Origin of the sequence: Allorhizocola rhizosphaerae (assembly GCF_003426775.1) — a bacterium.
GTDB classification, from domain to species: domain Bacteria; phylum Actinomycetota; class Actinomycetes; order Mycobacteriales; family Micromonosporaceae; genus Allorhizocola; species Allorhizocola rhizosphaerae.
In genome coordinates this window covers 1-12,737 of record NZ_QJUG01000233.1, presented here as the reverse complement: position 1 = coordinate 12,737, position 12,737 = coordinate 1, and the positions used below count along the sequence as shown (strand labels likewise).

The window sequence follows — 12,737 nt, the reverse complement described above, 5'->3', positions numbered from 1 at the left end:
CCCGACGACCAATCGTCGGCTCGCTCTCCGGCTCAGGCCGCGCCCGACGACCAATCGTCGGCTCACTTTCCGGCTCAGGCCGCGCCCGACGACCAATCGTCGGCTCACTCTCCGGCTCAGGCCGCGCCCGACGACCAATCGTCGGCTCACTCTCCGGCTCAGACCGTGCCCGACGCCCGATCAACGGCTCCTGCGAAGGTTCCGGCCGTGCCTGACGACCGATCGTCGGCTCCTGCGAAGGCTCAGGCCGCCGCCCGACCGGCGGCTCCTGCGAAGGCTCGGCCTCACGCCGCGCACGACGCCCGATCAGGGACTTCGGATCGGGCTCCTCCGCAGGCCGCGCTCGGCGGCCGACCAACGACTTGGGATCGGGTTCGTCGGGCGGGCGGACGTGCCTGGTACCCACGGGAGCCGCCGGGGAGATCGGCGGGCCGGAGGTCGGTGGCCCCGAGGTCGGTGGCCCGGAAGTCGGTGGCCCGGAAGTGGGTCGACCGGAGCTCGGCTGCGGCTCGGGGCTGGCCTTCGGCGCCCGCCTTGGCAATTCCGGCTCTGCCGGTTCCGGCGTGCGACGGCGGCCCTTCGGTGGCTCCGGTGGCGGTGCGGGGCTCTCATCCGGATCTCCGCTGAGCGCGCGCAGCTTGGCCCAGCGATCCGTGCCACCGCCGGTAAACTCGGAACGGTTCAGCCCGTCGCCCGCCTTCTTCGCCTTGCGTAGATCGGCGATCCAGCCGGTGTCCTCGTCGGCCTCCTCGCGACGGCGGCCATCCGAGTCGCCGGTGCCACGACGGCTCATGAATTCTCCTCCTCGCTGCTGCCCCGTATGACCTGCCGCAACTTTGGCAGGCGCTCGGCGATCTGTCGCTCCGCTCCGTGCAGGGTCGGGTGGTAGTAATCCACCCCAACAAGTTCGTCCGGCGGATATTGCTGGCTGAGAACCCCATAAAGATCATCATGAGGGTACCGGTAGCCAGCCCCGTGGCCAAGCCCCTTAGCGCCCTGGTAGTGGGCGTCCCTGAGGTGTTTGGGCACGCGACCGGCCTTGCCCGCACGCACGTCCTGCAGGGCAGCCGAAATCGCCAGCGTCGCCGAGTTGGACTTGGGCGCGCTGGCCAGATGGATCACCGCCTGGGCCAGGTTGAGCTGGCACTCCGGCAGCCCGATGTGCTGCACCGCATAGGCCGCGTTGGTGGCGACGGTCAGCGATGTGGGATCGGCCATCCCGATGTCCTCGCTCGCCAGGATGATCAGCCGACGGGCGATGAACCGGGGGTCCTCCCCGCCCACCAGCAGCCTGGCCAGGTAGTGCAGCGAAGCGTCCACATCGGACCCTCGCATGCTCTTGATGAACGCGCTCACCACGTCGTATCGCTCGTCGCCCGCGCCGGCCATGCGCAGCGCCGCGACGTCGACGGCCCGCTCGGCGGTCGCGAGATCGATTTCGCTCTCGTCGTTGGCCACGGCCGAACCGTGTGCGGCCTCCAGCGCGGTCAACGCCTTGCGCACGTCGCCGCCGGCCAGGTGCACCAGGTGATCCTCGGCTGCGGGCGCGAGCTTGACCGTGCCACCCAGGCCGCGCTCTTCGATCAGCGCACGCCGGATCAGCTCCCGCACATGGCCGTCCTCTAGCGGGCGCAAAGTCAGCAGGATGCACCGCGACAGCAGCGGTGAGATCACGGAGAAATACGGATTTTCGGTGGTCGCGGCGAGCAGCGTCACCGTGCCGTCCTCGACCGCGGCCAGCAGCGAGTCCTGCTGCGTCTTGGTGAACCGGTGCACCTCGTCGATGAACAGGACTGTGGGCTTGCCACCGGACCGGCGACGGCGCCGGGCCACGTCGATCACCTCACGCACATCCTTGACCCCGGCGCTCAGCGCGGACATGGCCACGAAGTGGCGCTCCTCGGCGGCGGCGACCAGGTGGGCGATCGTCGTCTTGCCGCAACCGGGCGGGCCCCACAGGATCACCGACATGGGCGCGCCCCCGGCAACCAGCCGGCGCAGCGGCGCACCCGGCGCGAGCAGGTGATCCTGCCCGACGAGTTCTTCCAGGTTGGCCGGGCGCATGCGGACGGCGAGCGGGGCATCCGGACCGACGGCGGCCAGCGAGGGCGACGCGGGCATGTCTGGCCAGCGTGAACCCGCGGCCGACGAGGCGCCACGGCCGTGGCCGTGAGGCTGCGCCGACGGCGAGCCGAACCCCTGGGCACCACCGCTCGGGGGCGTCAGGTCGAACAGGCCGTCGGGTTGCATCACAGCGACGATACCCGCCACGCCGAACACGTCGAAATCGTCGCGGGATCACGACACTCTCGCGGGGTCGCGACGGACTCGCTGCAAATCTGGGCAACTACCGTCATAAGCCGATACCGCGCGACCAATGACCCTCGGTGATGCTACGACTCTCGGTTATGCACTCATGCCTGTCCGTGCCGGATGCGGTCACGCAGCTCGGCGTAGCGCACCGACTCGTACGCGATCAGCGCCACCAGCACGGTGCTCAGCGTGAGCAGGGCAAACAGGGCCGACATCTTGATCGCCAACGGGATCAGCGCGAGCAGCAGCACGGAGGCGAGCGGGCGCACCCAATGGAACAGCCTGGTGGCGCGCAGCTTGAACGCGGTGTGCGCGACGAGGAACAGGATCGCGCCACCATATAGCGCGAACACGCCCTTGAAGCTCAGGGGATCGGCGAGGTGCTGGAAGACCTTTTCGAGCCCCAGCGCCAGCAGGATGATGCCCGCGATCATCGGGAAATGAATGAAGGTGTACGCGTCGCGGGCCACACGCGGCCGTTCGTCATCGCTGAGACGGTGCAGCGCGTGCTCCGCGGCGATCACGGCCGCGTCGAAGTATGCCCACCACAGCGCGGCCAGCGCGGCGGCGGCCAGCACCGCGGCGACGACGATCTCCCATGAGATGGGCAGGCGCGACACCCCGACGCCGATCGCGACGATCGTCTCGCCCAGCGCCACGATGACGATCAGCCCGTGCCGCTCGGCGAAGTGGGAGGCGGCCGACAGTTGCCACCCCTCGGCCCGGATCGCGTAGATGCCACCGAAGATCACCGCGAGCGCGGCCACCCACAGGATCGTCTGCACCGTCTGATCCGCCGGGTCGGTGTTGGCGCCCGCGACCAGGAGCAGTGCGGTCGCGGTGAGCGTCGGGACGAGCAGCATCAATGTGTTGCGGCGGATGCGCGGCAGGCGGCGTGCCGTATACAGCATGAAGAAATGATGGGTCAGCTGCACGAGCATGTAGCCGATCGCGAAAACCCAAGGGCCCCATAGCCCGCCCGGGATGTCGACGAACGCCTCCGGGATGGTCACGTCGACCACGAACACGATGGCCACCACGGCGAACAGCACCATGCGCACGGGACCCTCGTCGGCCTGCACGATGTTGCCCAGCCACGCGAAGCCGGTCCACATCCACCACAGCAGGCCGAGGATGGCCATGCCGCGCACCATGCCGGTCCAGCTCAGGTCAGCGGCCATGAACCCGGTGACCTGCGTGAAACCGTAAACGAACACCAGGTCAAGGAACAGCTCGGCCGGGGTGACCTTTGCCCCCTCGGCGAGCGTGACGATGTTGGCCGGCCGCCGTGATGATGTTGCTGCCATGGCTTGAGTGTGCCATCCTCCTCCGACAAATTTCGGGACACGCGACGGTCGGCGAGTGCTGCCACACCCTCGGTTTGGAAGACACCGACGCGTGTCCCGCCCCCGCTGCCCCGCCGATGGACCGACGGCGCCCGGGATCTGGCTACCAGCTTGCCCGGAAAGGCTCGTCCGCATAATGAAGTTGCGGTGCAATTTCAGTGCAACTGTGAGGCTTATGTCCGATTAGGAGCTTAATTTTTCGTTAAACTGTAGGCGTTTCCGCGCCGGAGACCGGGGGACGGGGGTGAGACTGTGGTCACCGTGTGGACGGGCCGGGAGGCCAACGCGCTGCGCGAGGCGATGCGGCTGAGCATCGACGACTTCGCCGCGCTCGCGCGCATTTCCCGGCGCAGCGTGGCCAACTGGAGCAGCAGGGGCGATGCCATGCGGCTGCGCTGGGACGCGCAGCGCAGCCTCGACCGCCTGCTCGCCGCCGCCAGCCATGACGTGCACGTGCGGCTCGACCACCTGCTCGCCGCCGGCCACGACACGCGCATGCGGCTCGCGACCGAGCCCGGCCGCGGGGCACCCGACCTCGTCGCGACTCTGGTCAACCCGCCCGAGCCGGAGCACGATGATGCCGCGCCCGCGCTCATCCGGCTCGAACGCGCGGTGGCCCACATGCGCATGGGCTACCAGGCGTGCCGCATCCGCGAGACGTCCGACCGACTGCCCCGGCTGATGCGCACCCTGCGCAGCGCGCGTGCCTCGCTCGACCCGTCCCGCGTCGGCAAACTCGCCGCGGAGGCCTACCACGTGGCGTCCGAGCTGCTGCTCAAGCTCGGCGACGTGCCGCTGTCGATGTTCGCGGCGGAGCGCTGCGCGCAGGAGGCGCGCACCAGCGGGCAGCCGTTGGCCGTCGCCGCGAGCGACCGCGCCACCGCTTCGGTGCTCTTGCGCTCTGGGCACGCCGACACCGCCGCCGCGCTGAGCGCGCGGTCCGCCCAGCGGCTGCGCGAAGCGACCACTTTGGACGGTCCGCGCCCGCTGTCGGGCTACGGTGCGCTGCTGCTGACCGAGGCCCTCGCCCACGCCCGGCTCGGCGACCGGGCGCAGGCCATTGCGCGCCTTGACGATGCGGCTCGGGTGGCCGACGGCCTGGGCTTCGACGGCAACCACGGCTGGACCGCGTTCGGCCCGACAAACGTTGCGCTGCACCGGCTTTCGGTCCTGCTCGCGCTCGGCGACCCGGGCGGCGCACTGCACGCCGTCGAGCACCTGGAGCCGGAGCACATCCGCCCGGCCGAGCGGCAGGCGGCTTACTACCTCGACACCGCCGCCGCGCTCCAACGCATGGGCAAGCCCCAGGAGGCCACCGCCGCGACCGCCCACGCCGCCCGCATCGCCCCGGAACTCGTTGCCACTTCTTGACTGACACCCGGGCCCTGACCGACGCACGGCATCGCAGACGCGCTGTTTGGACGCGCCGAAAACCTGCCGTCCCACCAACGGACACGTCCGACTGCCGTGCGGCGAAGCCCTCACCAAAGGCGGTGGGCAAAGCCCGCGTCGCTTCTGGCTTGCGCGCGGCTTACCCACGGCAGCAACGCCGCTCAGGCAAAACCTAGCTCGCAACACCTTTGGCTCACCCACGGCGGCAAACGCCGCCCAGGCGAAGCCGAGCACGCGGCACGGCAGACACGCCCAGCCTGCACGCGACTCACCAACCTCGGCAACCCCGCCCAAACGAAGCCGAGCTGTGTGCTACCCCGTCGAGCAGGCCGCGCTCAGGCCGTGCTGCCCGCGCCTTGCTTGGCGCGCGCCGGAGTCTGCGCGTCGACCCCGGCCTCGCGGCGCTGCTGCGGCGTGATCGGCGTGGGCGCGCCGGTAAGCGGGTCGTATCCGCCGCCCGACTTCGGGAACGCGATCACGTCACGGATGGAGTCGGTGCCGGACAGCAGCATGCACACCCTGTCCCAGCCGAAGGCGATGCCGCCGTGCGGCGGCGGCCCGTATTGGAACGCCTCCAGCAGGAAGCCGAACTTGTCCTGCGCCTCCTCGTCGGAGATGCCCAGCAGCTTGAACACGCGCTTCTGCACATCGGCCCGGTGGATACGGATCGAGCCACCGCCGATCTCGTTGCCGTTGCACACGATGTCGTAGGCGTAGGCCAGCGCCTTGTCCGGCGCGGACTCGAAGTTGTCGACCCAATCGGCGTTGGGCGAGGTGAACGGGTGGTGCAGCGAGGTCCACCCGATCTGCCGGCCCACCTCGTCGGTGGCGGGCTCGAACATGGGCGCGTCGACGATCCAGCAGAACGACCACGCCGACTCGTCGATCAGGCCCGTGCGGCGGGCGATCTCGACGCGTGCGGCGCCGAGCAGCTCCTGCGCGGCGTGGCGCGGTCCGGCGGCGAAGAAGATGGCGTCACCCGGCTTGGCGCCCACGGCGTCGGCGAGGCCGGAAAGGTGGGCCTCGGACAGGTTTTTGGCGACCGGGCCACGGGCCTCACCGGACTCGGCGTCAAGCACCACATAGGCCAGGCCGCGGGCGCCGCGCGCCTTGGCCCAGTCTTGCCAGCCGTCGAGCTCCTTGCGGGTCTGTGCGGCCCCGCCCGGCATCACGACCGCTCCGACGTATTCGGCTTGGAAGACGCGGAACTCCGTACCAGAAAAATATTCTGTCAATTCGGAAAGCTCGACACCGTAGCGCAGATCCGGCTTGTCCGAGCCGTAGCGGTCCATCGCGTCGTGATAGGACAGTCGCGGGAACGACACTATCTCGTGCCCGGCAAGCTCCTTCCACAGCGCGCGCACGATCCCCTCGGCCAGCTCGATGACATCCTCCTGCTCCACAAAGGACATCTCGATGTCGAGCTGGGTGAACTCGGGCTGGCGGTCGGCGCGGAAGTCTTCGTCGCGGTAGCAGCGGGCGATCTGGTAGTAACGCTCCAGGCCCGCGACCATCAGCAGCTGCTTGAACAGCTGGGGTGACTGAGGCAGCGCATACCACGAGCCGGGCTGCAGCCGCACGGGCACAAGGAAATCGCGCGCGCCCTCGGGCGTGGACCGGGTCAGCGTCGGCGTCTCCACCTCCACGAAGTCACGCGCGCCCAACACCTCGCGGGCGATCGCGTTGGCCCGGGAGCGCAAGCGCATCGCCGCGGCCTGGGCCGGGCGGCGCAGGTCGAGATAGCGGTGGCGCAGGCGCGCCTCCTCCCCCACCGTCACATGCTCGTCGACCGGGAACGGCAGCGGCGCGGACTCGCTGAGCACCTGCAGCTCTGTGACGATCACCTCGATCGAACCCGTCGGCAGCTCGGGGTTTTCGTTGCCGGCCGGGCGCGGCTCGACCGTGCCGGTGACCTTCACGCAGAACTCGTTGCGCAGGTGATGCGCCTCCTCCTGATCACGGAACACGATCTGCACCACGCCCGACGCGTCACGAAGATCGATGAATGTCACTCCACCGTGGTCGCGGCGGCGGGCCACCCAGCCCGCGAGGGTGACGGTCTGCCCGGCATGCGAGGCGCGCAGGGTCCCGCCCTGATGTGTTCGGATCATGGGACTCATTCTCTCAGAGGGGTCCGACATTCAACCGACTTGGGTACCTTCGAGATCGCGGCCGACCTGTCGCACCGCCTCCGCACTCCCTTGACCGCCCTGCGCCTGTACGCCGCCCGCCGGCCGCCGGGCCGGACGCCGACGCGCTGCCCGCCGGACCCGACGCCGACCGCATCCACCACGCCGTCGACGCCCTCGAGGCCGAGATCGATGCGATCATCTTGAGCGCGCGCAGTGCGTCGCGCATGCGGGCCAGCGAGCAGACCGACTTCACAGGTCGATCATGAACTTACATCCATGCCGAGCGACGCGTCGCATGCGTAACTTCATGATCGACACGCCGGAGAGGCCGCAGGTCGACCATGAAGTTAACGCGGCGACACACCGTCGAACATGGACGTAAGTTCATGATCGACCGCAAAGTGGGGCCGCGACCGCAAATTAGGCCTGCGGCTCGGTGACGGTGAGTTCTTGGATGATGACCTCGGTCTTGGGGGTGCCGTCGGTGGCGTCGGCACCGGTCTCCGGGTCCTTCGCGCCGGCCTTGGCGGCCTCCTGGATCTTCTCAATTCCCTTGGTCACCTTGCCGAGCACCGTATATTGCCCCGGAAGCGGCGTGTCGCCCCAGACGATGAAGAACTGGCTGCCCGTCGAGTTGGGCTGCTGCGTCTTGGCCATCGCGATCGTCCCGATCGGATAGTTCTTCAGGTCGTCGGTGAAGTTGGGCAGGTTCTCCTCGGCCATCTTGTACGTCGGGCCGCCGCTGCCCTTGCCCGCCGGGTCACCGCACTGCAGCACCTTGATGCCCTCGGTGGTGATCCGGTGGCACTTGGTGTTGTCGAAGAAGTTCTTGCTCGCCAGGTACGTCATGCTGCGCGCGGTGCACGGGGCCTTGGCCGTGTTGACCTCGACCTCCAGCGTGCCGATGTTCATCTGGATGGTCATGGTCTGCGTGCCCTTGTCAGGCGCCTTGCCGGTGGGCGGCGCGCCGACATCCTTGAGGTCGGGGTTCTGCGTGATGTCATCGGGCGTCCAGATGCAGCTGCCGGGCTCGGCCGACGGCGTGGCATCGGTCGCGCCGGTGTTCTTGTCCCCTGTCGAAGAGACCGCCCAGATGACCGCGCCGGCGACCAGCAGCACGCCAGCCGCCGCGCCGACGATTGCCAAGCGCTGCTTGCGCTTGCGGGCCGCGTCCAGCTTCTCCGCCATCTGACGCTCGAGCCGGGCCCGTGCGGCCGCCCGCTCGCGGGTGTTGGTGGAACTCACGGTCAATCCTCCTGGTTACTTCTCAGCTGCCGGGCGTTGCCGATGCGGTCGGCGGGGTCGAGGCGGTCGGCTGGGTGGACGGTTCGGTGCTCGGGATGGCGCTCGGCTGGGCGGCCGGGTCCACGACCGTCAACGACTGGATGATCACATCGTTCTTCGGCTTGGTATTGGCGCCCTTGCCGTTGTCTACGGTACCGGCATCAACGATCTTCTTAATCACGTCGAGCCCGCCGGGGCGGACGGTGCCCACGATCGAGTACTCGGCGGTGCTCGTCGAGTCCTGGTAGAAGATCAGGAACTGACTGCCGGTGACGCCGGGCTGCATCGCCACGGTCCCGGCCGGGTAGCGCACGTAGTTGCTGGGCGACGGCGACCCGGAGGGCGAGCCGGTCGGGGCCTCGGACGCGCCGGGCGAGACGGACGGCTCCGCGCTGGGCACGGGTGCCTGCGCGGGCACGTTCTCCGGGACCCAGGTGAAGGCGGCGCCGCCGTTACCCGAGCCGGAGTGGTCGCCGCAGCGCAGCGCGCCCTCGTTGATCTCGTGGCACTTGGTGTCGGTGTAGTAGCCGCTCCCGGCGACATACGCCAGGGCCTCGGCCGCGCACTTGGCCAGCGTGCGGTCAAGGTCGATGGTCACCGTGCCGGAGTTGAACTGCACGGTCATCGTCGACTGGCCGGAGTTGGCGATGCCCGTGGTCTTGGGCATGTCGACGTCCTTGAGGTCCGCGTTGGCCGCGACGTTTTGCTCGTTCCAGGTGCAGTCGTTGGCCACCGGCGGCGCAAGCGGCTCCTTGTCGAACACTCCACCGATCCATAGCCCGCCCATTGTGGCGACGAGGAGGGTGACAACGCCGGCCGCAGCGGCTTTGAGCTGTCGCTGCCTTCTCTCCCGATCGGCCCGTCTGGCCAGCTGCCGGTCAAGCTTCGCACGCGCAAGCTTGCGCTGCCGGGTACTGCTTGTAGCCACCCGTGTCCTCCATCACACCACTCGAAAAGGGATACACGCCGGGGCGAGTGTACGGGCAAAGTCCGGTAAATGGTTATGTCCGCCTACCAACTGTGACCGAGGATTGAGCATTAGGCTCTCCACGACACGTATGGAAGGAGCTTGTTGTGCTGGTCGTGGGCTTTCCGGCGCAGGCGTTCGGCACCAACTGTTTCGTGGTCGCCGCCGCCCCGGACGAGCAGTGCGTCGTGATCGATCCCGGCATCGGCATCATCGACCAGCTCGACGCTGTGCTCGCGGAGCACCGGCTGCACCCGGCCGCGGTCCTGCTGACCCACGGGCACCTGGACCACACGTTCTCCGTGACGCCCGTCTGCGGCACCCGCGGCATCACCGCGTACATCCACCCGCGAGATCGTGAGCTGCTCAAAGACCCCTCCAAGGCGCTGAGCATGGACCCGTCCGTGTTCTTCCGCGGGCTCGAGTGGAGCGAGCCCGATGACGTCGCCGAGCTGACCGACGGCGCGACCGTCTCGATCGCCGGGCTGGAGCTGCTGGTCGACCATGCTCCGGGCCATACCGGCGGGTCGGTGATGTTCCGGATGGCCGGCGGCACCGAGCGCGAACCGCTGTGTTTCAGCGGCGACGTGCTTTTCCGCGACAGCATCGGGCGCACCGACCTGCCGGGCGGCAACATGACGGAGATGATGGCCAGTTTGCGTGACAAGGTGCTGCCGCTGGCCGACGAGACCGTCGTGCTGCCCGGCCACGGACCGCAGACGACCATCGGCCGCGAGCGGGCGCACAACCCGTTCCTGCGCGAGCTCCTAGGCTCCGCTCCCGCGCGTGGCCTTTAAACAGACTTTTGAGGGGTACCGAATAATGGCTATTTCTGGTTTTCCAGAGTGGCTGCCGGCGCAGCGCATCGTCGAGCAGGCAGTGATCGACAGAGCCCGGAGAGTTTTCGAGCTCTACGGCTTCACCTCGCTCGAAACGCGCGCCGTCGAGCCGCTTGAAACGCTGCTCGCGAAGGGCGAGACGTCCAAAGAGGTCTATCTTTTGCGGCGCCTCCAGGCCGACGAGAAGGACACGTCCGACTCCACACTGGGGCTGCACTTCGATCTCACCGTGCCGTTCGCCCGCTACGTGCTTGAGAACTCGGGGAAATTGCAGTTCCCCTTCCGCCGGTACCAGATCCAAAAATGCTGGCGCGGAGAGAGACCGCAAGAAGGCCGCTACCGGGAGTTCTACCAGGCGGATATCGACATCGTCGATCGCGACACGCTGCCGGCGCACTACGAGGCGGAGCTCCCGCTGATCATCGCCGACGTGCTGCGCGGGCTGCCGCTGCCGCCCATCCGCATGCAGATCAACAACCGTAAGGTGCTCAAAGGCTTCTACCAGGGCCTGGGCATCGTCGACCCGGAGGCGGCGATCCGCGCCGTGGACAAGGTCGACAAGATCGGGCCGGCGGGCGTGGCTGCGGAGCTCGCGCAGGTCGGAGTCGCCGATGCGCAGGCCAAGTTGTGCCTCGCTCTGGCCGAGATCTCCACACCGGATTCGTCCTTTGTGGACGAGGTGCGCAAGCTCGGCGTGTCCGATCCACTGCTCGACGAGGGCCTGGCCGAGCTCGCGACGGTCATCGACGCGGCCAACGAGCACGCGCCGGGTCTGTGCTTCGCCGAGCTCAAAATCGCCCGCGGCCTGGACTACTACACGGGCACGGTCTACGAGACGATCATGCAGGGCTACGAGCGGGCGGGATCGGTCTGCTCCGGCGGGCGCTATGACAACCTGGCGACATCGGGCAACGACCGCTTCCCCGGCGTGGGGATCTCGCTTGGCATCACGCGGCTTCTGGGCATCCTGCTCGGCCGCGACGCGCTCACGGCGAGCCGATCCGTGCCAACCTGCGTGCTGGTCGCGCTCGCCGACGAGCCGTCACGGGGTGCGGCCAACCGGATCGCCGGCGCCCTTCGCGCCCGCGGCATTCCCACCGAGGTCTCGCCGACCGCCGCCAAGTACGGCAAGCAGATCCGCTACGCGGAGCGGCGCGGCATCCCGTTCGTGTGGTTCCCCGACTCGTCGGAGGTGAAGGACATCCGCTCCGGCGAGCAGATCGCCGCCGCCCCCGACGCGTGGACTCCTCCGGATGGCGACCTTTACCCGACGATCAGTGGGTCTTTTGGTTAGTAAAGTTTAGTAATAGTCTGTGGGCTACCTCGCGACCGAAACCTGGGGAGCCACAGCGGATGACAGCCACCGATCACGCGCGCCACGATGTCGCTCGCAACCGAGGCGACGGAAGCCTGATACGGCTGGCCGACGCCGTCTTACAGCCGGGCTTCGTTGGCACGACGCCGCCGGATTGGATCCGGCGGCGTCTGTCGGAGGGACTCGGCGGAGTCGTCCTCTTCGGGCGCAACATCGTCGACGTCGAGCAGGTCGCGGCCCTGTCCGCGGGGCTTGCCGAGGAAAACCCGGACGTCATCATCGCCATCGACGAGGAATCGGGCGACGTGACCCGGCTGGAGGTCACCTCGGGCAGCAGGCGGCCCGGCAACTGCGCGCTCGGGTTCGTCGACGACCCGGCCCTCACGCAGGCCGTGGCGGCCGACATCGGCGCGCAGCTCGCGGCGGCCGGGGTCACGCTCAATTACGCGCCCACCGTCGATGTGAACAACAACCCGGCCAACCCGGTCATCGGCGTGCGCTCGTTCGGCGCCGACCCCAAGTTGGTATCGCGGCACGCGGCGGCATGGGTGCGCGGCCTGCAATCGGTGGGCGTCGGCGCCTGCGCCAAACACTTCCCCGGGCACGGCGACACCGGCGTCGACTCGCACCACGGGCTGCCCGTCATCGAAGCGGAACCGTCGCGTTTGGACGATGTCGAGCTGCACCCGTTCGGCGCGGCCATCGAGGCGGGCGCACGGGCCATCATGACCGCGCACATCCTCGTGCCCGCGATCGACGGGGAACACCCGGCCACGATGAGCCGAGCCGTGCTCGTGGACCTGTTGCGGCGGCGGATGGGGTTCACGGGGATGGTCGTGACCGATGGCATCGAGATGGCGTCGGTCGCGCGGCGGTACGGGCTCGCGCGGGCGGCGGTGCTCGCACTCGCGGCGGGCGCCGACGCGATCTGCGTGGGCGGCGAGACGGCCACCGAGGAGGTGGCCGTGCTGCTGCGCGACGCGATCGTCGATGCCGTGGTGGCGGGGACGCTGCCGGAGGAGCGGCTCGCCGCGGCCGCCGCGCGGGTGGCCGAGTTCGCGGCGTGGAGCCGGTCACTGCGGCGGGTGCGGCTTGCGTCCACACAGACCCCGGGAATCGGGCTGACGGCCGCACGGCGGGCCCTGCGGG

At 68.8% G+C, this 12,737-nt stretch carries 9 protein-coding genes; 4 read left to right on the top strand and 5 right to left on the bottom strand.

Annotation, left to right across the window (positions count from 1 at the left end; all coding sequences use genetic code 11):
- Positions 1-789 precede the first annotated feature (789 nt).
- Complete coding sequence (locus tag DM816_RS34335; protein ID WP_117214631.1) at positions 790-2,250, bottom strand: replication-associated recombination protein A; 1,461 nt, start codon at positions 2,248-2,250, stop codon at positions 790-792.
- A 164-nt stretch (positions 2,251-2,414) separates the two neighbouring features.
- A complete protein-coding gene (locus DM816_RS34330) occupies positions 2,415-3,620 on the bottom strand; it encodes a low temperature requirement protein A (RefSeq protein ID WP_162908116.1) in 1,206 nt (401 codons plus the stop codon).
- Positions 3,621-3,911: 291 nt separating this feature from the next.
- Between DM816_RS34330 and DM816_RS34325 the strand changes: the two genes are divergently transcribed.
- The gene (locus DM816_RS34325; RefSeq protein WP_117214628.1) at positions 3,912-5,030 is read left to right on the top strand and encodes a hypothetical protein; all 1,119 of its coding nucleotides are present in this window, start codon (positions 3,912-3,914) and stop codon (positions 5,028-5,030) included.
- Positions 5,031-5,386: 356 nt separating this feature from the next.
- On the opposite strand, the gene aspS is transcribed toward DM816_RS34325, so the two are convergent.
- From aspS to DM816_RS34305, 3 genes are all read right to left on the bottom strand, one after another.
- A complete protein-coding gene (gene aspS, locus DM816_RS34320) occupies positions 5,387-7,162 on the bottom strand; it encodes an aspartate--tRNA ligase (protein ID WP_117214627.1) in 1,776 nt (591 codons plus the stop codon).
- Between the two features lie 441 nt (positions 7,163-7,603).
- A complete protein-coding gene (locus DM816_RS34310) occupies positions 7,604-8,428 on the bottom strand; it encodes a peptidylprolyl isomerase (RefSeq protein ID WP_342768785.1) in 825 nt (274 codons plus the stop codon).
- A 22-nt stretch (positions 8,429-8,450) separates the two neighbouring features.
- A complete protein-coding gene (locus tag DM816_RS34305; RefSeq protein WP_117214626.1) occupies positions 8,451-9,395 on the bottom strand; it encodes a peptidylprolyl isomerase in 945 nt (314 codons plus the stop codon).
- Between the two features lie 146 nt (positions 9,396-9,541).
- On the opposite strand from DM816_RS34305, the gene DM816_RS34300 reads away from it, so the two are divergent.
- The 3 genes from DM816_RS34300 to DM816_RS34290 all read left to right on the top strand — a co-directional run.
- Entirely contained in the window at positions 9,542-10,231 is a 690-nt protein-coding gene (locus tag DM816_RS34300; RefSeq protein WP_117214625.1) for an MBL fold metallo-hydrolase, read from the top strand.
- 25 nt (positions 10,232-10,256) lie between these two features.
- The gene (gene hisS, locus DM816_RS34295; protein WP_117214624.1) at positions 10,257-11,567 is read left to right on the top strand and encodes a histidine--tRNA ligase; all 1,311 of its coding nucleotides are present in this window, start codon (positions 10,257-10,259) and stop codon (positions 11,565-11,567) included.
- A gap of 59 nt (positions 11,568-11,626) precedes the next feature.
- The coding region (locus tag DM816_RS34290) for a glycoside hydrolase family 3 protein (protein ID WP_162908115.1) at positions 11,627-12,737 on the top strand (1,111 nt) is incomplete at its 3' end.